Origin of the sequence: Nonomuraea ceibae (genome assembly GCF_019396325.1) — a bacterium.
In the GTDB taxonomy this organism is placed as follows: Bacteria; Actinomycetota; Actinomycetes; order Streptosporangiales; family Streptosporangiaceae; genus Nonomuraea; species Nonomuraea ceibae.
Window position 1 is genome coordinate 169,664 of record NZ_JAHKRO010000002.1, and the last position, 20,229, is coordinate 189,892.

Consider the following 20,229-nt stretch of genomic DNA (forward strand, 5'->3'; position numbering starts at 1 on the left):
AACGAACCGTTCCAGCTCTGGAGGTCGCCGTGATCCACCCCTACCGCATCGAGATCCCCCAGGCCGACCTCGACGACCTGGCCGCCCGGCTGCGGCTGACCCGCTTCGCCGACGAGATCCCCGGCGCCGAGCAGGGCGTCGCCGTCGAGCGCGTCCGGCGCCTGGTCACCCGCTGGCGCGACGGCTTCGACTGGCGCGCCGTCGAGGCCAGGCTCAACGCCCTCCCCCAGTACGTCACCGAGATCGACGGCCAGGACATCCACTTCCTGCACGTGCGCTCCGGCAACCCCGACGCGCTGCCGCTGATCCTCACCCACGGCTGGCCGGGCTCGATCGCCGAGTACCTCGACGCCGTCGAGCCGCTGTCGCGCCACTTCCACCTGGTCATCCCGTCGCTGCCCGGCTACGGCTTCTCCGGCCCGACCAGGGAGCTCGGCTGGAACAACCGGCGCATCGCCGCCGCCTGGGCCGAGCTGATGGCCCGCCTCGGCTACACCCGCTACGGCGCGGCCGGCAACGACGCCGGCTCGATGATCTACCCCGAGGTCGGCCGCGTCGACCCGGAGCACGTTGTCGGCGTGCACGTCACGCAGGTCTTCTCCTTCCCGTCCGGCGACCCCGCCGAGTTCGCCGACCTGTCGGAGGAGGACCAGGCCGGGCTGGCCGTCCTCGACTGGTTCTGGAAGGAGAAGGGCGCCTTCAACGTCCTGCAGTCGCAGCAGCCGCAGACGCTGGCCCACGCCGTCACCGACTCCCCCGCCGGCCTGGTCGGCTGGCTCGCCCAGCTCTTCGACGAGGACCTGGACGACGACTTCGTGCTGACGAACGCCGCCATCCACTGGTTCACCGGCACCGCGGCCTCCGCCCTGCGCCTGTACTGGGAGAACGCCCGCATGGAGCCCGTCACGGAGCCCACCACCGTGCCGCTCGGCCTGGCCATGGCCGAGGGCGACTTCAAGTCGATCCGGCGCTTCGCCGAGCGCGACCACGCGAACATCGTCTCCTGGAAGACGCTGCCCGCCCCCGCGCACGGCCACTACACGGCCCACACCGCGACCGAGGCCCTGACGGACGACATCCGGGCGTTCTTCGAGGCCCTCTGACCAGCCCGAACGATCAGCCCGGCTGATCAGTCCGGCTCGCGCCAGGCCGGGTCGTCGGCCGACAGCAGCACCAGGCCGCCGGTCAGCCCGTCGAGGGTGTCCTGCACGAGGTCGGCGCCGTGCTCGGCGAGCTGCCTGAGCGACGCGGTCAGGGTCTGCAGGTGCCGAAACGCCCTGCCGTACGCCCGCTGCTCCTCGATGGGGAGCAGCGGGATCTCGGCGCGCCGGACGTCCACCCGGTGGGTCGAGGACATCGAGGCGTAGTGGCGCAGGTTGCCCTGGGCGGTGAGGAACCCGGCCAGGAAGTGCGGGTCCAGCCGCTCCGGGTCGGGGCGCAGCAGGTGGAGCTGGGTGCCGATGACGTCGCCGCCGCCGGAGACCACGACCGCCACCGGCGTCCTGACGACCTGCGGCACGAGCACGTCGCCGGGGCGGGTGCGGAGCTCCTTGCGCACCGAGCCGGGCGGGCCGGTGGCGGCGCGGCAGCGTACGACGTCCTCGGCCGTGAGGACGGGGGCCTCGGCGGGGACGGCGGGGGTCTCGCCGGGGCGGGCGGGGGCCTGCTGGTGGACGGTGAGCAGGTTGCGGCGTTCGAGCTCGGCCACCGGGACGAGCGGGCGGTCGCGGCCTGAGGGGGCCGGCTCGATGCCGGGGAGCAGCGCGAGCGTGTCGGCGAGCGTCTCGTGCAGGCGGTCGCGGCTGCGCACGATCCGCTCCGGCGACAGGCCGGACGGCGTGGCGGGCAGGTAGCGGCCGGGCAGCAGGTCGACCTCGTCGTTGAGCAGGTCGATGACGGGCACGGCGCGGCTCACGCCGGGCTCGTCGCCGCCGTCGCCGTGGCGGAAGCGTTCCCAGGCGGCCAGCGCCGTCGTGGCGAAGTCGCCCTGCCGGGCGGAGGTGTCGACCATCAGGACGGCCCCGGGCGGCGCCGATCCGCCGGGCCGGCACAGCACCCAGAGCGTGAGGCCGACGGACATGTTCGGCACGCTGCCCACGGGCAGGGCGATCACCGCGCGGAGCGCGCCCCGGCGCAGGAGCTGCGCCCTGATGCGCCGGCCCGACCGGCGACCGGCCGCGGCGGGCGGCATGAGCAGCACCGCGAACCCGCCCGGCACCAGGTGGGCCAGCGCGTGCTGGACCCAGGCGAGCTCGGGCTCGGTGCGCGGCGGCAGGCCGTACTCCCAGCGGGCGTCGGCGGTGAGCTCCTCGTAGCCCCAGTTGCGGTCGTTGAAGGGCGGGTTGCAGACGACGGCGTCGACGGCGGCGTCGGGGAACGCGTCGGCCCGCAGCGAGTCGCCCGCCCGGATGTCGGCGTCGCCGGGGCCGAAGGCCAGCGAGATCGCCGTCAGGCGGGCCGTGGCCTCGCTCAGGTCCTGGCCGAGGAGCTGCCCGGCGGACCGCTCGCGCACGGCGCGCAGCAGCATGCCCCAGCCGCAGGCCGGGTCGAGGACGCGGCGGGCGGAGGCGGGCAGGAGTGCCGCGATCAGATCGGCGACCGGCTTGGGCGTGAGGCTGGCGCGCTGCGACTCGGCGTAGCGCTCGTACAGGAACTGGAAGGTCTCCTCGGGGCCGGTCACGGCGGCGAGCTCGGCCAGCCCGCGCTGGGCGTCGTTCTCGGGGCGGGCCTCGCCCCGGCGGGCGCGCAGCAGGAACGAGCCGAGGTCGGCGATGAGGGCGGGCAGCTCGTCCTCGGCGACGCCGGCGCGCAACTCCTGCCAGAACCACTCGCGCCTGGGCAGCGGCCTGGCCTCGGTGTGGGCGCGCAGCCAGTCCTTGATCTCCTTCAGGGAGAAGGTGGGGCTGGCGGTGGTGCCGCCGACGGGTTGCGGGAAGTCGTCGTGGCGGCGGCGCCAGTTGCTCACGGCGGCGCGGCCGACGTCGCCCAGCCTGGCGATGTCCGCCGCGGTCACCTGGACGTCCCTGTCCACAAGCTCTCCTCAACGACGACGTGGCAAAAACCTACCCATGTCACACAACGACAGAACCAATGCTGGTCGATTCCATCAACACATGCTTCACTGGACATACGTAACGGAAGGGCCAGATGCCGTGAAGCCCACCACGTGGTGTCGAGGCAGGGCGGTGCACCTGCTGGACATAGAGAACCTGACCGCGACGAGCCTGCCGACCACCGCGGAGGTCGCCGCCGTGATGGCGCTGTACCGGTCGATCGTGCCGATCGGGCCGATGGACCAGTTCATCGTGGCGGTCAACCACAAGGCGCTGGTCCAGGCCGGGATCGCGTTCCGCGGCGTGCAACTGCTCGTCAGATCCGGCCCCGACGGCGCCGACCGGGCCCTGGTCGAGACCGCGTACGTGGACCGTCTCGGGCAGCGCTTCGACCGGGTGGTGATCGGCTCGGGCGACGGTTTCTTCACCGAGCTGGCGGTCTGGCTGCTCACGCAGGGGGTGGGGGTGACCGTGGTGTCCCGCCGGGGATCGCTCAACTGGCGCCTGTACGCGGCGGTGCGTGACGCGGTGGCCTTCGAGCCGCCCGCCCCGATCGCCGCCTGACCAGGCGTTGCGCCGGGCGCTAAGGTGAGGCGTGCTCATTATCTTCGGCGTGCTGGCCGTGGCCAACGTGTTCTCCGTGGCCCTGGGGATCGAATGGCTGGAGTGGGCGACCAAGCCGCTGCTCTGCCCGGTGCTGGCCGCGTACGTCATCCGGCGGGCGCCGGGACGCCGGCTGCTCGCCGTCGGGCTGCTGCTCGCCGTCGGGCTGCTGTTCGCCGCGGCCGGCGACGTGGCCCTGCTCATCGAGGGGCAGGCCGCCTTCATCGCCGGGATGACGGCGTTCCTGGTGATGCAGATCTGCTACATCGTGGTGTTCGTCCGCGAGGGGTCGCGCCCGCGCTGGGGAGCGGCGGCCTACCTGCTGGTGTGGGTGGCCGCCGCGATGGTGCTGTGGGAGCCGCTGGGCGCCCTGGCCGCGCCCGTGCTCGGCTACGGGCTGGCCCTGATGACGATGGCGGCCTTCGCCGGCGGGCTCGGCCTCGTCGCCGGGCTCGGCGGGGCGCTGTTCGCCTTCTCCGACTTCCTCGTCGGGCTCGGCGTGGCCGGGATGGGCTTTCCCGGCCGGAGCACCGTGCTGATGACCACCTACATCCTGGGCCAGCTCCTCATCGTGCTGGGCGTGCTGGGGTCAGCCCGTGTTCTGCAGCCCGGCGGCGACGCCGTTGACCGAGAGCAGCAGCAGCGTTGACAGCCGCTCGCGCTCGCGGTCGGTCGGGTTGCCGGTGCGCAGCGCCGTCAACGCCCGCAACTGCAGGTGCGACAGGGCGTCCACGTACGGGTCGCGGAGCTGCACGGCCCGGGAGAGCACCTTGCGGTTCTCCAGCAGCCGGGTGTGGCCGGTGACCTTCAGCACCAGCTCCCTGGTCCGGTCGTACTCCTCCAGGACCTGGTCGGCGAAGTCCTTGCGCCCGCCCAGGGCCAGGTAGCGGGCGGCGATGGACCTGTCGGTCTTGGCCAGCGACATCTCGGCGTTGTCCAGCATCGCGTTGAACAGCGGCCATTCGGCGTAGGCGGCCTGGAGGTCGGACAGGGAGTCGGCCGCGGCCAGGCCGGTGCCGAGCCCGTACCAGCCGGGCAGGTTGACCCGCGTCTGCGCCCAGGCGAACACCCACGGGATGGCCCGCAGGTCGTCGAGCGAGCGCGGCGCGCCCAGCCCCCGGCGGGCCGGACGCGAGCCGAGCCGCAGCGAGCCGATCTCCTCCAGCGGGCTGACCAGCGCGAACCACTCGGGGAAGCCCGGCGCCTCGGTGAGCGCGCGGTAGGCCTGCTCGGAGGCGGTGGCGACCCGCTCGGCGAGCGGCCGGAACCGGTCGGCCGCGGCGGCGGTGCGCGAGCCGACCGACGGCGAGGAGGCCATGATGACGGCGTTGGCGACCTGCTCCATGTGGCGGCGGGCGATCGCGATGTGGCCGTAGCGGGCGAAGATGACCTCGCCCTGCTCCGTCACCTTGAACCGGCCCGCCACCGAGCCCGGCGCCTGGGCCAGCACCGCCCGGTTGGCGGGGCCGCCGCCCCGGCCGAGCGCGCCGCCCCGGCCGTGGAACATGCGCAGCTTGACGTCGTTGGCCGCCGCCCACGCGGTGAGCTGCTCCTGCGCCTCGTACAGGCGCAGGGTCGCGGCGGCCGGGCCGAGCTCCTTGGCCGAGTCGGAGTAGCCGAGCATGATCTCCATGCGCCGCCCGGTGGCCGCCAGCCGCTCCTGGACCTGCGGGATCTCCAGCATGCCCGCCAGCACGGCAGGCGAGTTGGCCAGGTCCTGGCCCGACTCGAACAGCGGCACCACGTCCAGCACCACGGACCGCCCGCCCAGCGCGTAGGAGGCGAGCTCGTGCACGGCGGCGATGTCGTCGGCCGAGCGGGTGAACGACACGACGTAGCGCGAGCACGCCGTGACGCCGAACCGCTCCTGGATCCAGGCGATGACCCGGATCGTGGCCAGCACCTCCTCGGTGCGCTCCGACAGCTCGCCGCCCGCCCGCAACTCCTCCAGCGCGGCCGCGTGCACCTGGGAGTGCTGGCGCACCTCCAGCTCGGCCAGGTGGAAGCCGAACGTCTCGACCTGCCAGATCAGATGCTGCAACTCCCCGTACGCCTGCCGTACGGCGTGCTCGGCCAGCGACTCCTGCGCCAGCCGGAGGTCGGCCAGCAGCTCGGCGGGGGTGCGGTAGGCCAGGTCCAGGTCACGGCGGCGGGTCGCGGCGATGCGCGCGGCGACGAACAGCAGCCACTGCCGGTGCGGCTCCGACGGCGACCGGGTCGCCAGCTCGGAGACGAGCTCGGGGTGCGCGTCGACGGCGGCGGCCAGCCCGGCACGCAAGCCGGCCGAGGCCGGGGCGAACTGGGCGGAGGCGGTCAGCGTGCGCGCGATGCGCGTGCAGGCCGTCTCCAGCGCGTTGAGCACGTGCTCCGACTGGATCTGGATGGTGTCGCGGGTGACCTTGGAGGTGACGTTCGGGTTGCCGTCGCGGTCGCCGCCGATCCAGCTCCCGTAGCGGATGAACGGCCTCGCCAGCGGCGGCTCGGTGCCGGTGGCGTCGCTCAGCGCGGCGTCGAGCGAGCGGTAGACCTGCGGCACCATGCGGAACAGGGTCTCGTCGAAGGCGGCCATCGCGGTGCGCACCTCGTCGAGCGGGTCGAGCTTGGTGTTGCGGAGCTGGGCGGTGCGCCACAGCAGGTCGATCTCCTCCAGCAGGCGGCGCTCCAGCTCCGCGCGCTCGGAGGCGCCGCGGCCGGGCGCGTTGTACTCGGTGAGCTGGCCGCTCACGCGCTGGATGGCGGTGACGACGGCGCGGCGGCGCGCCTCGGTCGGGTGGGCGGTCAGGACAGGATGCAACTCCAGGCCCTCGACCAGCTCGGCGACCCGGTCGCGGCCGAGCTCGGCCACGGCCTGGGCCAGCGATTCGCGCTGCACCGCGTCCTCGGTGTCGCGCTGGCGCAGGATGCGGATGCGGTAGTGCTCCTCGGCCAGGTTGGCCAGGTGGAAGTAGCAGGTGAAGGCGCGGGCGACCTGGACCGCGCGGTCGATCTCCCATCCGGCCGCCAAGGCGGCGATCTCGTCGCCGGACACCTCGCCGCGGCGGGCGGCGATGACGGCCTTGCGCAGGCGTTCGACGTCGGCCAGCAGGTCCTCGCCGCCCTGCTCGGCGATCACCTGGCCGAGCAGCTTGCCGAGCAGCCGCACATCGCGGCGCAGCTCGTCCGGCATCTCGGTCACGGCGGCGCTGCGGTGCTCAAGCCCCTGGTCAATCATGCTTCGAAGGGTATCGAGTCGCTCTGAACACGCGCAGACCGGTCTCACTTAATGGACTAGACCACTGCTCACGTGGGACGGGACACGGCGGCCAGCAGCTCGGGCATCCGGGCGAACCCGATCTTGGCGCCGAGGCGGCGGCCGAGCGTCTCGATCGCGAGCCCGTACGGCGGGGCGAAGGCGAGCACCCACGGGCCGGCGAACGCGACGGCGACGGCGAACGGCGCCGACAGCAGGGCCACGCCGGCGAAGGCGAGCAGGGCGCAGCCGAACGCCTGGCCGCCCTGCCCGGGCGCGGCGCCGGTGAAGGCGTTCATCCGCTCGGGCACCGTGTAGGGGATGAGCACGCTGGTCACCGAGCCGACGCCGAACCCGACGCCGAGCACGCCGGTGCCTGCCGCCAGCGCCCAGCCGATCGTCCCCGGCTCCCCGGCGAACAGCGCGGAGGCGACGGCGACGAGTGCCAGCACCGGGACCGCGATCAGCGCGTTGGCCAGGTGACGGCCCGCCAGGTCGAGGTCGAACTGGCGTTGCGCGCCGAAGGCCACCGTGTTCATCCACAGCGAGCGGCCGTCGATCCCGTAGGCGTTGCCGAGCTGGACGGCGATCATCATGCCGCAGAAGGCGGTCATGACGATGGGCAGTGTGGGGCCGCTCATGCCCTGGCCGGTGAAGGAGAACGCCATCACCAGGACGACCGCGACGGCGGCGAACCAGAGGATGCGGTAACGCGGGTCGCGGCGGACGTACTTCAGCTCCTTGGTCACGACGGCGGCGAGCGGCCCGTCGGGCAGGAACCGGTCGGCGAGCCCGCTGTCGCGGCGCACCGAGGCGGCCTGGGTCGAGGAGTCGGCGGTGACGAGCGCGCGGCCCAGCGCCTTGATCCACAGCCAGCCGGCGGCCACGGTCAGGGCGGCCAGGACGGCCACCTCGGCGAGCCCGGCGAGCCCGCCGCCGGCGATGGCGTGGGCGGCCAGCCCCGACGGGGTCCACCGCAGCGCGCCCGCCATGTCGAGGAGCATCCCCTGCGGGTCGCCGAAGCCGCGGTTCATCAGCAGGTTGGGGAGCTGGAAGAGCAGGACGACGGCGATGGCGGCGACGGCGAGCGCGTCACGGCCGCGCCGGGAGCGCAGCGCGCCCGACAGCGCGGTGGTGACCAGCCGGGAGGCGACCAGGCAGAGCGCGAAGTGGGCGAGCACCGCGAGCAGGCCGACGAGCACTCCGCCGACGCCGCCGGCCAGTCCCACCAGCGCCCCGGCGGTCACGATCAGCGTGGCGGCCGGCCACACGCCGGTCGCCGAGGCGGTGAACATGCCCACGGCCAGCTCGCGGGTGCGCAGCGGGAACAGCGACAGCCGCGCCGGGTCGAGCGTGTCGTCCAGCCCGAACGCCAGCAGCGGCACGACCATCCAGCCGAAGAGCAGCGCGGTGTAGAGCAGCGTGACGACCGCGACCGCGAGGTCGGGAGGGGCCAGCCGCAGCAGGCTGACCAGGGCGAAGCCGCCCGCCGCGGTGCCCAGGGCGAGGATGAGCGTGAACGCGAAGCCGACCTGGCGGGCGGTGTCGCCGCGCAGGTTGCCGGTGATGAGGCGCAGCTTGAGCCCGGCGAACAGCGCGACGGTGCGGGTGAGGCTCACCGGCGCTCTCCTGAGCCGAGCCAGCCCAGGCCCTCGCCCGCGGCCGCCTGCGGCCCGCCGACCAGGTCGAGGAACGCCTGGTTGAGGCTGCGCCCGGCGCGCACGTCGCCGATCGGGCCCTGGGCGACGATGTGGCCGCCGCTCATCACCGAGACCCAGTCGCACAGCCGCTCGACCAGGTCCATCACGTGGCTGGAGAAGATGACGGTGGAGCCGGAGGCGGTGAAGCGGCGCAGCACCTCGGTGAGCGTGTTGGCGCTGACCGGGTCGACGCCCTCGAACGGCTCGTCCAGGAAGAGCACCGACGGGTTGTGCAGCAGCGCGGCGGCCAGGCCGATCTTCTTGCGCATGCCGGTGGAGTAGTCGACGACGAGCTTGCCCGCGGCGGCGGTCAGGTCCATCACCTGGAGGAGCTCGTCGGCGCGGCGCTCGACCTCGGCCTTGGGGATGCCCCGCAGGCGGCCGTTGTAGAGGAGCAGCTCGCGGCCGGACAGCCGCTCGAACAGCCGCAGCCCCTCGGGGAGCACGCCGATGCGGGCCTTGACCTGGAGCGGGTCGCGCCACACGTGGTGTCCGTCGACGTGCGCCTCGCCGCCGTCGGGGCGGAGCAGCCCGGTGATCATGCTGAGCGTCGTCGTCTTGCCCGCGCCGTTGGGCCCGACGAGCCCGGCGAAACTGCCGGCGGGGACGACCAGATCGACCCCGGCCACCGCCACCTGCGGGCCGTAGCGCTTGAACAGGGCCATGGTGCGTACCGCGTCCGACATGGATCCACTCTATGAGCAGGGATTAATCTTGCGCGCATGACAGCTGCCGAACCCTTGCCAGACATGCCGGATATTCACACCACCGCTGGGAAGATCGCCGACCTGGAGCGACGGCTGGACGAGGCCGTGCACGCCGGGTCCGCGGCAGCGGTCGACAAGCAGCACGCCAAGGGCAAGATGACGGCCCGCGAACGGGTGCTGGCGCTGCTGGACGAGGGCTCGTTCGTGGAGTTCGACGAGTTCGCCAGGCACCGCTCGACGATGTTCGGCCTGGAGAAGCGCCGGCCCTACGGCGACGGCGTCATCACCGGGCACGGCACGATCGACGGACGGCAGGTGTGCGTCTTCTCGCAGGACGTGACCGTGTTCGGCGGCTCGCTCGGCGAGGTGTACGGCGAGAAGATCGTCAAGGTGCTCGACCTGGCGCTCAAGATCGGCTGCCCGATCATCGGCATCAACGAGGGCGGCGGCGCGCGCATCCAGGAGGGCGTCGTCGCGCTCGGCCTCTACGCGGAGATCTTCAAGCGCAACGTGCACGCCTCCGGGGTGATCCCGCAGATCTCGCTCATCATGGGCGCCGCGGCCGGGGGCCACGTCTACTCCCCCGCGCTGACGGACTTCGTGGTCATGGTGGACCAGACCTCGCACATGTTCATCACCGGGCCGGACGTCATCAAGACGGTCACCGGGGAGGAGGTCACGTTCGAGGAGCTCGGCGGCGCCCACGCGCACAACACCAAGTCGGGCGTGGCCCACTACCAGGCGGCGGACGAGCACGACGCGCTGGACTACGTCAAGGCGCTGCTGTCCTACCTGCCCTCCAACAACCTCGACGAGGCGCCGGGCTTCGAGGCGGCCGAGGACCTGGACCCCGATCCGGAGCTGGACGTCATCATCCCCGACTCGGCGAACCAGCCGTACGACATGCGCCGGGTCGTCGAGCACGTGCTGGACGACGGGGAGTTCCTGGAGGTCCACGAGCTGTTCGCGCCGAACGTGGTGGTCGGGTACGGGCGCGTCGACGGGCGGCCGGTGGGCGTGGTGGCCAACCAGCCCATGCATTTCGCCGGATGCCTGGATATCAACGCATCGGAGAAGGCTGCACGATTTATTCGAACATGTGATGCTTTCAATATTCCGATCCTGACTTTTGTTGATGTACCGGGTTTCCTCCCCGGAACCGATCAGGAATGGAACGGAATCATCCGCCGCGGCGCCAAGCTCCTGTTCGCCTACGCCGAGGCCACCGTCCCCCTGGTCACCGTCATCACCCGCAAGGCCTACGGCGGCGCGTACGACGTCATGGGGTCCAAGCACCTGGGCGCCGACGTCAATCTGGCCTGGCCCACCGCACAGATCGCGGTCATGGGCGCGCAGGGCGCCGTCAACATCCTCTACCGGCGCGAGCTGGCCGCCTCCGACGACGCCGACGCCGAGCGGGCGCGACGGGTCACCGAGTACGAGGACACGCTGGCCAACCCGTACATCGCCGCGGAACGCGGCTACGTGGACGCCGTCATCCGGCCGTCGGAGACGCGGGCGCACATCGTCAGGGCGCTGCGGGCGCTGCGCAACAAGCGCGCCAGCCTGCCGCCCAAGAAGCACGGGAACATCCCGCTGTGAGCGGCCACCTGCGCGTCGTGCGCGGCGACGCCACGCCCGAGGAGATCGCCGCGCTCGTGGCCGTCCTCGCCACCCGCCACGCCCGGCCGGCACCCTCCGTGACCCCCGCAGCACAATCCTGGCGCAACCCCGCGAGAAGCATGCGTAACCCCCCGGCGCCGGGGAAGTCGGCTTGGCGGATGAGCGCCCAACCCTAGATAGATCCCGGGAATCGGGTGTCAAGTTCTCCGGGAGTTGGGACTATCTAGAGAAAGTAGGCGTATATAGTCAGCCGATCAACTAACGCCGCGGCCTGGAGGACATCATGGCCATCCCAGACCTCATGCCGCATCCTGTGGCAGCCAAGTACGCCGTCCTTGTGGATGTCGGTTATCTCTACGCTGCCGCAGGTGAAGTGCTGCTCGGCGCCAAGGAGCGCAAGGAATATCGAGTGGCGGCCGATGAGCTCATCCAGAGTCTACAGAAACATGCAGAGGAACGTATTTCCGGGGAGCTTCTGCGGATCTATTGGTATGACGCGGCCCGCGACCGGGTTCCCACGGTCGACCAGCGGGTCATCGCCCAGCTCCCCTGGGTCAAGGTGCGGCTTGGCAACCTGAACGCCCGTGGCCAGCAGAAAGGCGTCGACGCGCAGATCAGGAGCGACCTGGAGGCGCTGGCCAGGCACCACGCGGTGACCGACACCATCCTGCTGGCCGGCGACGAGGACATGGTGCCCGCGGTGGAGGCCGCCCAGGCGTACGGGGTGCGGATCCACCTATGGGGGGTCGAGCCGCCTTATGGGACCAACCAGGCCGAGCGCCTGGTCTGGGAGTCCGACACCGTGGAAGTGATCAGCGCTGATTTCCTGAGGCCCTTTTTCAGCCGTGCTCCCCAGCCCGTCGCGGTCACCCCGCCGGCGGCCGCGCCCTCGCCCGCCCAGGTGTTCGCCGGCCGCGCGCCGGTCAAGCCGCACGTCAAACCCGGCCAGGTGGCCAAGCTCGGGCCCAGCCGCCCGCGCGTGGAGGACGTGGGCGAGCACGTGGCGCAGAAGTGGATCCTCACCCGGGGCCGCGACAACATCCGCGACCTGCTCCCCGGCCCCATCCTGCCGACGGTGATCGACACCGAGCTGCTCATCGAGGCGGAGAAGGAGCTCGGCCACTCGCTGCGGCCCTACCCGGAGGCGCGCGTGTGGCTGCGCGACGGCTTCTGGGCGCGCGTCTACCGCGAGTTCGATCTGGGGGTCGGCGTCTCGTCCAAGTGACCGAGGAGCGCCTCGGGCGGCTCCGGCGTGCGGCTCTCCCACAGCGTGGCGATGCCGCGCCCCGGCGCTGACCTGGGCGTTCACGGTAACGTCTGATTTCCGCCAGTCGACACCTGTGACCAGCGCATAGCCTCGGAGGCATGTCAGCACCAGAGCTCGACTTCGACTCCTGCTACCGGGCCGTCTCCGCCAGGGACGCCCGGTTCGACGGACGGTTCTACACCGCGGTGAAGACGACCGGCGTCTACTGCCGGCCGATCTGCCCGGCCCGCACGCCCGCGTCGCGGAACGTGCGGTTCTACCGGCACGCCGCGTCCGCCGAGGCGGCGGGGTTCCGGCCGTGCAAGCGGTGCCGGCCGGAGCTGTCGCCCGGCGACCCCGGCTGGGACCTGCGGGGCGACCTGATCGGGCGGGCTCTGCGGCTGATCGACGACGGGGCCGCCGACGAGGACGGCGTGGCCGGGCTGGCCAGGCGGCTGCACATCACCGAGCGGCACCTGCACCGGCTGTTCGTCGCCGAGCTCGGCGCCGGGCCGCTGGCGGTCGCCAGGACCAAGCGGCTGCTGCTGGCCAAGCAGCTGCTCACCGAGACGGCGCTGCCGGTGACCGAGGTGGCGTTCGCCGCCGGGTTCGGCAGCGTCCGCCAGTTCAACGCGACCATGCGGGAGACGTACGGGTTCACGCCGAGCGAGCTGCGCGCCACGGCGGCGGGCCGGGGCGTGCCGAAGGACGCCTCGCTCCGGCTGCGGCTGCACCGGCGCGAGCCGTACGACGTGGACGGGGTGTTCGCGTTCCTGGCCTCCCGGGCGATCCCCGGCCTGGAGGTGGCCGACGCCGCCTCCTACACGCGCAACGTGCCCGGGGGCACGGTCACGCTCACCCCGGAGGACGGCTACTTCGCCCTCGACGTGGCCGTGGACGACACCCGGCAGCTCGCCAGGCTGGTGGCGCGGTGCCGGCGGCTGCTCGACCTCGACGCCGACCCCGACGCCATCGCCGGGGCGCTCGGCCAGACGTCGCTGGCCCCGCTCGTCGCGGCGCGGCCGGGGCTGCGGGTGCCGGGCGCGTTCGACGGGTTCGAGCTGGCCGTGCGCGCGGTCGTGGGCCAGCAGATCTCCGTGGCGGGCGCCCGTACCCTGCTCGGCCGGATCGTCGCCCGCGCGGGGGACGGCCGCCTCTTCCCCGGCCCGGCCGAGCTGCGCGACGCCGATCTGACCGGGCTCGGGCTGACCGGGCGGCGCATCACCACGCTGGCCGAGCTCGCCGCCCGCGTGGACGACGGCCTGATCGACCTCGACGGCGGCCAGGAGCCGGCCGAGACGGTCAAGGAGCTGCTCGCCGTGCCCGGCATCGGCCCGTGGACCGCCAGCTACGTCGCGCTGCGGGCGCTGCGCGACCCCGACGCGTGGCCGACCGGCGACCTCGTGCTCGACAAGCGCATGGCCGCCCTCGGCATCCCCAAGGACCATCTCGAACGGTGGCGGCCCTGGCGGGCCTACGCCGCCCTGCACCTCTGGAGTCACTCATGATCAACGCTCAGATCCTGCCCACCCCGACCGGCGAGCTGTCCGTGCTGGCCCGCGACGGCGTCGTGGTCGCCGCCGGCTTCACCGCCGACCCCAAGGAGATGTTCGTCCGGCTCAAGCCCGAGCTCCAGGCGGAGGGCCTGGACGTGGTCGACGACCTGGGACCGATCTCCCAGGCCGTGCGCGCCTACTTCGCCGGCGACCTCGACGCGCTGGACGACGTCCCGGTCGAGCAGCCGGGCTCGCCCCGGCGCAAGGAGCTGCACCGGGCGCTGCGCGAGGTCAAGGCGGGCACCACGGTGTCGTACGCGGAGCTGGCCGAGCGGGCCGGGCTGCCGCGGACGGCGGCCCGCGCGGCGGGCGGGGCGTGCGCGCAGAACCTGATCGCGCCGTTCGTGCCGTGCCACCGGGTGCTGCCGTCGACGGGCGGGTTCGGCGGCTACTACTACGGGGTGCCCGTCAAGGAGTGGCTGCTCGCCCACGAGTCCGCCGCCCGCTGACGCGCCTGCAGCCCGGCCAGCGCGGCCACGACGAGCCCCACGACACCGAGCCCCGCCGCGGTCCAGGCGGGGGCGGTGTAGCCGAGACCGGCGTCGATCGTGAGCCCGGCCGCGAACGAGCCGATCGCGTTGCCCAGGTTGAACGCGCCGATGTTGGCCGCCGAGGCCAGCGTCGGCGCGCCCGCCGCCGCGTCCAGGACGCGCGTCTGCAGCGGCGGCACGGTGGCGAAGGCCGCCACGCCGAACAGCGTGATCGCCACGACGAAGGCGACCTGGTGACCCGCCAACAGCGCCACGACCACGGCCAGCAGCGTGAGCAGCGCCACCGAGCCGTAGATGCTGGGCATGACGGCCCGGTCGGCGAGCCGGCCGCCGATGAGGTTGCCGATCACCAGGCCGACGCCGAACAGCGCCATCACGATCGGCACGGCGCCCGGGGAGAACCCGCCCACCCCGGTCATGATCGGCGAGATGAACGTGATCACCGCGAACACCGGCGCGAACCCGAACACGGTCATCGCCAGCGCCAGCCACACTCCGCCCTTGCGGAAGGTCGCCAGCTCCCTGAGCACTCCACCGGTGGGCCTCGGCTGGGCGGGCACCAGGGCGAGCACCCCGGCCAGCCCGACGACGCCGATCACGACCACGACCCAGAACGTGGCCCGCCAGCCGAACGCCTGCCCGATCCAGGTGCCGAGCGGCACCCCGAGCACGTTGGCCAGCGTGAGCCCGGTGAACATCAGCGCGATCGCGCTGGCCCGCTTGCGCGGCGCGACCAGGTCGGCGGCCACCACGGACCCGACCCCGAAGTACGCGCCGTGGGCGAAGGCCGCCAGGAACCGGCCCACCATGAGCGTCCCGTACGAGGGCGCGAGCGCGGACAGCAGGTTGCCGGCGATGAACAGCACCATCAGCGCCAGCAGCATGGTCTTGCGTGACAACCGGCCGCCGAGCATGGTCAGCGGCGGCCCGCCCACGGCCACGCCCAGCGCGTAACCGGACACGAGCAGCCCGGCGGCCGGGATCGTCACGCCGAAGTCTCCGGCCAGCTCGGGGAGCAGGCCGTTGATGATGAACTCGGTGGTGCCGATGCCGAAGGCGCTGATCGCGAGGGCGAACAGGGCGAGAGGCATAGAATTCTCCTCAGACGACGTTAGTGAGCGTAGGCATTATTTGCACACGCCGACTAACTGACCATACAAGAATGCTGAGGAGGGTGTCACATGCCCATCGCCGACGACGCCGTGGAGGCACGCGCCCAGGGCTGGCGCACCCTGGCCGCGCTGCACGCCAAGATCGAGGACCGGCTGGAGAAGGCGCTGCAGAAGGAGCACGGGCTGAGCGTGAGCGAGTACACGGTGCTCGACGTGCTCGCCCGCCAGGACGGCTGGCACATGCGCATGCAGCAGCTCGCCCGCGCCGTCGTGCTCAGCCAGAGCGCCACCACCCGCCTGGTGACCCGCCTGGAGAACCGGGGCCTGCTGTCGCGCTACCTGTGCGAGGACGACCGCCGGGGCATCTACACCGAGGTCACCCAGGCCGGCCGCGACCTGCTGGCCACGGCCGGGCCCACCCACGACACCGTGCTCAAGGAGGTGCTGGCCGAGGCGGCCGAGCAGCCCGAGCTGGCGCCGCTCGCCGCCGTCATCGCCTAGGGCCTGACGTTGCTCTGCACCTCGCCGACCGGCACGTCCCTGCTCGCCGACACCTCGATCGGGTCGAACTGGACCGCCACGCCGCCGCTCACCTCGACCGGCCACACGCTGGTCACGGTCAGCTCGTACACCTCACGCGGCCGGTCGATCGAGGCACGCAGATACCGCACGCCGCAGGTGAACTCCGCGCCCTCGGCGTAGGGCCGGCCCGCGGCGCCGCAGCCCGACTGGCGCACCTCCGCCCGGTCCGAGCCCGTACCGGCGTCGATCTTGATGTCGTCCAGCGTGGCCACCACGGTCGCGCTCATCACGCCGGGCAGCGTCGCCGTGACCGAACGGCGCGGCTCACCGACGCCCTCGAGCCAGACGAACGTGGGCAGGTTCACGTAGCTCTTCGCGTCGGGGCTCAGCTCGACCTTGCCCTCCGGCACCGTCAGCGCCGCCCGCGCGATCTCCGCCAGCTCCCGGAACGTGATGCCGCTCGGCGGCGTCGTGTCCGGCGGCACGAACACGAACAGCTCCAGCCCCGCCCAGCACGCCGCGCCCCGGGGATCGGCCGCGTTGTAGGCCGGCGACCACCACAGCCCCGGCTGGCCGACCTTGTCCTTGAACTGCTTGACGAAGGCGTTGAAGCCCGCCTCGTCCTCCTTGATCCTGGACAGGTTGGCCTCGGCGTCCTTCATGAACGCGTACATCTCCTCCGCGTTCATGCCCGGCTCGTACCAGCACGGGCTCTTGAGCTGGTAGCCGTCGCTCTTGCCGCCCTTCACGTCGCCGGTGATCTGGATCTTGGAGTGTTCCAGGACGACGCCGGCCGTTTTGCCCTTCTGGAAACCTTCGGCTTTCGTGTTGTCGCGCGGCGGATCGGCGCTGCCGGCGAACAGCAGCGATCCGGCGACGATCACCGAGAGCAGGCCTTTCATGGGCTGCACCCTTCCTTGCTGTTGCTGAACTGCCTGATGCGCCACACGCCGTCGTCACCCCGGTGGGCGAGCATGGTCTGCAGGTAGGGGGCGCGGCTGGAGTCGGGCTGCGGCGAGATCGCCTTGCCCGTATCGGCCGAGACGATCGTCATCCGCGTCTCGTCCACGCACACGTCGACCTGGGCGCCCTTGCCCATGACGGTCGTCTTCAGGTCGTACAGCCGCACGACTCCCTTCACCGACTGGCCCTTGCCGGTGAACCCCGCCACCCACTCGACCGAGTCGGGGATCAGCGTCGGCTCGACGTGCCGCAGGTAGCGGTCACCGCCGGACACGACGGCCGCCCACGAGTCGGCGTAGAACTCCGGGAAGAGCCGGACGAGCTGGTCGACCTTGTCCGGCCACGCCACCCGCACCTCCAGCTCGTCGCCCACGCCGACCGTCGCGGGCGGCTCGCTCCCGCTGGGGGTGGCCTGCTCCGTGGCCTCGCCCGTCGCCTGCACCGGCGCCTGCCGCGGCGTGTAGGGCTGCTCGGCCTGGCCGCACCCGGCCGCCGCCGCCAGTGCCAGAAGGATCGCGATACGTCTCATGCCGTCGACTCCCTGACGACGCGGAGGCGCCACGACGGCAGCAGCTCGTCGATCAGCGCCTCGGTTTCCGGGGCCATCCCGCCACCGTGCGGATGGAACGCCGACCGCCTGGTCAGCCCCTCGACCACGGCCCGCAGCCGCGACAGGTCACCGGTGGCGTGCGTGGCCCGCAGCAGGTCACGCCAGAGGCCCTCGTCATCGGCCGCCAGCAGCAGCGCGGCCCGCACGGCGGCGATCGCCGCGTCGGCCTTGCCGTCGGCCAGCCGCAGCTCGCAGAGCCGGTGCGCCGCGTCGGCCACCTCGGCCGCCACGTCGTACTCCAGCTCGTCACCCGCCAGCCAGGCATAGCGGCCGTGCGCCCGCCCGCTCAGCAGCGGCCCCCTGACCAGGCTCAGCGCCCGTTCGAGCAGCACGGCGCGGGCCGCCGGATCGTGGTGCGAGCGACGCACCAGCTCGCGGAAGACCGCCCAGTCCGTCCGCACGCCCGGCCCCAGCGTGAGCCTGCCCGACTCGTCGGCACGCAGGTGCTCCGGGCCCAGCCAGCTCATCACCCGGGCGATCGTCGCGTCCCGGACCATGGACTGCACGCCGCGCGGCCACAGCACGCCGCCGAGCACCACCGGATGCACCCCGCCCGGATGCGTCGCCAGGTAGACGAGCAACTCCGCGGCGAGCGCCATCCGGCCCTCCTCCAGCGGCTCCGGGCCGACGATCTCCAGCGGGCCGAGCATCCTGATCTCCACCGCCGGCGGGCGCAGGTCGTCCAGCGGCTCCGCCTCCGGGATCGCCTCACCGTCGAACCGGTCCGCGGTGCGGAACAGCTCCACCAGCGCCCGGTAGTGGCGGCGCGGCAGAAGCTGCGCCGTCACCTCGAAGCCCAGCTCGGGCAGCTTGGCCCGGCCGTCCTCGGTGATCTCCCAGGTCCAGGTGGCATGCGGCACGTCGCCGGTCACCACGTAACCGGCCGTGTCGTCGCGGGCCAGCAGCGCCAGCCTGCGCGCCTCCTCATGCGTCGGCGCCACCGCCGACAGCAGGTAGTGGGCGTCACGCGGGCGGCCCGAGACCCGGCCCGTCAGCACCTCCCGGCGCGGCGCCGCCGTCGCCTCCAGCTCCGTCAGCACCTCCGCCAGCCCGCCCACCGCCCTGATCCGGTCAGGCGCGATCGCCGTCAGCTCCTCGCCGAACCCGACGAGCGTGATCCGCATCCGGTCGGACCACCGGTTGGTCGCCAGCTCCACGGCCAGCGCCGCCAGCGCCGCCGTCGTCTGCGGGCCCCGCACGTTGATCAGACCCTGCGCCGCCTCCAGGTCGACCAGCACCCGGCCGCTCCCGTCCGTGCCGATCGACACCAGCCCCGGGTACGGAGCTCCGCCCGGATGGTCGTCCAGCAGGCGGCCCTCGTGCGCCGCCAGCCGCCACACCTGGCCGCCGTCGTCGGCCGTCCAGGGCTCCGGCGGGTCGGCGTCCGGCGGGTGTATCCACAGGTCCAGCGACCGCGCGGACAGGTGCGCGGCGTACACCGTCGGCGGCGTCCGCCCCTGCGCGGCCAGTTCGGCGCCCAGCAGGCGCAGGCCCACGTCGAGGATGCGCGCCCCCGGCGCGTCGGCGCCCAGCCGCAGCGCCATCTCGGCCTCGGCGGCGTCACCACGCGGCCGGGCCAGGCGGCGGCCGAACAGGCGCCGCCAGAGCTGCTCCCGCCGCCGCCTGGCCAGCACCATCAGCAGCCCGGCCGCGGCCAGCGACGACCCGGAGAGGAAATCGACCAGCTCAAGGCCCTGCTCCTGCTGGGGCTGGGTCTCGGCGTCGCGCTCCTCGGTCGGCGGCTGGGCGTTCCTGGGGGCCTGCTCCTGGGTGCTCTCCCGTTCGACGCGGTCGCGCACCACCTCCCGGTCGCCGCCGTCGCCGCCGGGCTTGGCCGGATGCTCCTTGAGCGTCTGCGCCCTGGCCTGGCTCGCCGGGACCACATGGGTGTTCTTCGCGTCGTCCGGCATGTCCAGCACCCAGCCGGGCCTGATCAGATCGGCCATCCGCAGCTTGGCGCCGTCGGGCTGCTCCTTGTGCTGGTTCAGCCGGAAGATCTCCGGGTAGCGGCGGCCGTCGCCCAGGCACTTCTCGGCGATCTCCCACAGGCTCTCGTGATGGCGGCCGTGCGGCGGCTGCACCACGTACACCTTCTTCGTCCGCTGCGTGTCGACCACCTCCTTCTCCACGACCGGCGCGGTGTAGGCCACCGTGGTCATCGGCTGCGGGACCGGCGGCGGCGCGGCCATCCTGGCGATCGGCACCACCACCGCCCCCGCCGTGAACAGCAGCAGCACCGCCGACACCAGCTTGTTCGCCAGCGCCTGCGTGCCTCCTGACAGCGGCACCCGGGCCGGCATCCCCACCCGCCGCACGCCCGCGTACACCTCGACCACGACGCACACGAACAGCTGCAGCCAGGCCAGCCAGACGAACGCCACCAGCAGCGCCATCACCGTGCTCGGCCCCACCCGGCTGGTCAGCAGGTCGAGATCGAGCAGCTCGGGCGCGACCGGCGGGCCCACGAACGTCAGCAGCGCGTACGGCACCCCGCCGACGAGCGCCAGCAGCACCAGCAACGCCCCGAGCCCGGCGAGCACGTCACCGGCGCTGCGCCGCGCGTGAATCCGCCCCGCCTGCCGCGCCCGCCCCGTGGTCGCCGCCTGGCGCTGCCTGTCCTCCGGGGCCCCGTCATTGGGCGCCAAGTACTGCCGCCCCCCGCCATGCGGCGGGTACCCGCCTCCGGCCGGCCGCGACCCGCCCGTGGGCGGTTGGCCGCCGCCGGGCTGGTGGGGCCCGCCGGTGGGGTGCGCCGGTCGTGCGGGGCCTCGCCTGGGCATCGCCTCTCCCTTCTCGATTCCAGCGTCACGTCTC

General features: G+C 72.8%; 17 protein-coding genes. 9 read left to right on the forward strand and 8 right to left on the reverse strand.

All coding sequences use genetic code 11. From position 1 onward, the window contains the following. The first annotated feature begins 29 nt into the window (after positions 1-29). Positions 30-1,103: an epoxide hydrolase family protein gene (locus tag KME80_RS02525; protein WP_308125590.1), complete on the forward strand. Its 1,074-nt coding sequence runs from the start codon at positions 30-32 to the stop codon at positions 1,101-1,103. Between the two features lie 26 nt (positions 1,104-1,129). On the opposite strand, the gene KME80_RS02530 is transcribed toward KME80_RS02525, so the two are convergent. Next, positions 1,130-3,031, reverse strand: a complete 1,902-nt coding sequence (locus KME80_RS02530; RefSeq protein ID WP_219499783.1) for an N-6 DNA methylase — start codon at positions 3,029-3,031, stop codon at positions 1,130-1,132. Between the two features lie 121 nt (positions 3,032-3,152). Here KME80_RS02530 and KME80_RS02535 point away from each other — a divergent pair, with 121 nt between their 5' ends. Next, positions 3,153-3,617: a PIN domain-containing protein gene (locus KME80_RS02535; protein ID WP_219499784.1), complete on the forward strand. Its 465-nt coding sequence runs from the start codon at positions 3,153-3,155 to the stop codon at positions 3,615-3,617. Between the two features lie 31 nt (positions 3,618-3,648). Beyond that, positions 3,649-4,305, forward strand: coding sequence for a lysoplasmalogenase (locus KME80_RS02540; protein ID WP_219499785.1), 657 nt, complete (start codon positions 3,649-3,651; stop codon positions 4,303-4,305). On the opposite strand, the gene KME80_RS02545 is transcribed toward KME80_RS02540, so the two are convergent. The 3 genes from KME80_RS02545 to KME80_RS02555 all read right to left on the reverse strand — a co-directional run bounded on the left by KME80_RS02545 (position 4,246) and on the right by KME80_RS02555 (position 9,271). Next, on the reverse strand, positions 4,246-6,867 hold the full coding sequence (locus KME80_RS02545; protein WP_219499791.1) for a phosphoenolpyruvate carboxylase: 2,622 nt from the start codon (positions 6,865-6,867) through the stop codon (positions 4,246-4,248). The two genes, KME80_RS02540 and KME80_RS02545, sit on opposite strands and share 60 nt — an antisense overlap. Positions 6,868-6,935: 68 nt before the next feature. Further along, positions 6,936-8,504 (reverse strand): hypothetical protein, encoded by a 1,569-nt coding sequence (locus KME80_RS02550; protein ID WP_219499793.1) that lies wholly within the window; start codon positions 8,502-8,504, stop codon positions 6,936-6,938. Continuing rightward, positions 8,501-9,271 carry an ABC transporter ATP-binding protein gene (locus tag KME80_RS02555; protein WP_219499795.1) on the reverse strand — a complete coding sequence of 257 codons (771 nt, stop codon included), beginning with the start codon at positions 9,269-9,271 and terminating at the stop codon, positions 8,501-8,503. The genes KME80_RS02550 and KME80_RS02555 overlap by 4 nt, the downstream gene beginning before the upstream one ends. A gap of 36 nt (positions 9,272-9,307) precedes the next feature. Here KME80_RS02555 and KME80_RS02560 point away from each other — a divergent pair, with 36 nt between their 5' ends. The 5 genes from KME80_RS02560 to KME80_RS02580 all read left to right on the forward strand — a co-directional run bounded on the left by KME80_RS02560 (position 9,308) and on the right by KME80_RS02580 (position 14,166). Continuing rightward, positions 9,308-10,894, forward strand: a complete 1,587-nt coding sequence (locus tag KME80_RS02560) for an acyl-CoA carboxylase subunit beta (protein ID WP_219499797.1) — start codon at positions 9,308-9,310, stop codon at positions 10,892-10,894. Between the two features lie 17 nt (positions 10,895-10,911). After that, positions 10,912-11,091 (forward strand): acyl-CoA carboxylase subunit epsilon, encoded by a 180-nt coding sequence (locus KME80_RS02565; protein ID WP_308125595.1) that lies wholly within the window; start codon positions 10,912-10,914, stop codon positions 11,089-11,091. A 107-nt stretch (positions 11,092-11,198) separates the two neighbouring features. Next, entirely contained in the window at positions 11,199-12,140 is a 942-nt protein-coding gene (locus tag KME80_RS02570; RefSeq protein ID WP_049568418.1) for an NYN domain-containing protein, read from the forward strand. Between the two features lie 140 nt (positions 12,141-12,280). After that, a complete protein-coding gene (locus KME80_RS02575; protein WP_219499801.1) occupies positions 12,281-13,669 on the forward strand; it encodes a DNA-3-methyladenine glycosylase 2 family protein in 1,389 nt (462 codons plus the stop codon). Further along, positions 13,666-14,166: a methylated-DNA--[protein]-cysteine S-methyltransferase gene (locus tag KME80_RS02580; protein WP_219499803.1), complete on the forward strand. Its 501-nt coding sequence runs from the start codon at positions 13,666-13,668 to the stop codon at positions 14,164-14,166. Before KME80_RS02575 ends, KME80_RS02580 begins: the two co-directional genes overlap by 4 nt. Here KME80_RS02580 and KME80_RS02585 read toward each other — a convergent pair. Beyond that, the gene (locus KME80_RS02585; RefSeq protein ID WP_219499805.1) at positions 14,112-15,299 is read right to left on the reverse strand and encodes an MFS transporter; all 1,188 of its coding nucleotides are present in this window, start codon (positions 15,297-15,299) and stop codon (positions 14,112-14,114) included. The genes KME80_RS02580 and KME80_RS02585 overlap by 55 nt on opposite strands. 90 nt (positions 15,300-15,389) lie before the next feature. Here KME80_RS02585 and KME80_RS02590 point away from each other — a divergent pair, with 90 nt between their 5' ends. Further along, entirely contained in the window at positions 15,390-15,821 is a 432-nt protein-coding gene (locus tag KME80_RS02590) for a MarR family winged helix-turn-helix transcriptional regulator (RefSeq protein WP_219499807.1), read from the forward strand. On the opposite strand, the gene KME80_RS02595 is transcribed toward KME80_RS02590, so the two are convergent. From KME80_RS02595 to KME80_RS02605, 3 genes are read right to left on the reverse strand one after another with little or no spacing between them, the layout of a single operon-like run. After that, positions 15,818-16,744 carry a hypothetical protein gene (locus tag KME80_RS02595; protein ID WP_219499809.1) on the reverse strand — a complete coding sequence of 309 codons (927 nt, stop codon included), beginning with the start codon at positions 16,742-16,744 and terminating at the stop codon, positions 15,818-15,820. The two genes, KME80_RS02590 and KME80_RS02595, sit on opposite strands and share 4 nt — an antisense overlap. Next, positions 16,741-17,334, reverse strand: a complete 594-nt coding sequence (locus tag KME80_RS02600) for a hypothetical protein (protein ID WP_219499817.1) — start codon at positions 17,332-17,334, stop codon at positions 16,741-16,743. The genes KME80_RS02595 and KME80_RS02600 overlap by 4 nt, the downstream gene beginning before the upstream one ends. Beyond that, positions 17,331-20,060, reverse strand: a complete 2,730-nt coding sequence (locus KME80_RS02605) for a BTAD domain-containing putative transcriptional regulator (protein WP_246643768.1) — start codon at positions 20,058-20,060, stop codon at positions 17,331-17,333. Before KME80_RS02605 ends, KME80_RS02600 begins: the two co-directional genes overlap by 4 nt. Positions 20,061-20,229 lie beyond the last annotated feature (169 nt).

Coding starts and splice junctions, on each gene's coding strand:
- KME80_RS02545 (WP_219499791.1), bottom strand. CDS start 6,867: ATGATTGACCAGGGGCTTGAGCACCGCAGCGCCGCCGTGACCGAGATG.
- KME80_RS02555 (WP_219499795.1), bottom strand. CDS start 9,271: ATGTCGGACGCGGTACGCACCATGGCCCTGTTCAAGCGCTACGGCCCG.
- KME80_RS02560 (WP_219499797.1), top strand. CDS start 9,308: ATGACAGCTGCCGAACCCTTGCCAGACATGCCGGATATTCACACCACC.
- KME80_RS02570 (WP_049568418.1), top strand. CDS start 11,199: ATGGCCATCCCAGACCTCATGCCGCATCCTGTGGCAGCCAAGTACGCC.
- KME80_RS02575 (WP_219499801.1), top strand. CDS start 12,281: ATGTCAGCACCAGAGCTCGACTTCGACTCCTGCTACCGGGCCGTCTCC.
- KME80_RS02580 (WP_219499803.1), top strand. CDS start 13,666: ATGATCAACGCTCAGATCCTGCCCACCCCGACCGGCGAGCTGTCCGTG.
- KME80_RS02585 (WP_219499805.1), bottom strand. CDS start 15,299: ATGCCTCTCGCCCTGTTCGCCCTCGCGATCAGCGCCTTCGGCATCGGC.
- KME80_RS02590 (WP_219499807.1), top strand. CDS start 15,390: ATGCCCATCGCCGACGACGCCGTGGAGGCACGCGCCCAGGGCTGGCGC.
- KME80_RS02595 (WP_219499809.1), bottom strand. CDS start 16,744: ATGAAAGGCCTGCTCTCGGTGATCGTCGCCGGATCGCTGCTGTTCGCC.
- KME80_RS02600 (WP_219499817.1), bottom strand. CDS start 17,334: ATGAGACGTATCGCGATCCTTCTGGCACTGGCGGCGGCGGCCGGGTGC.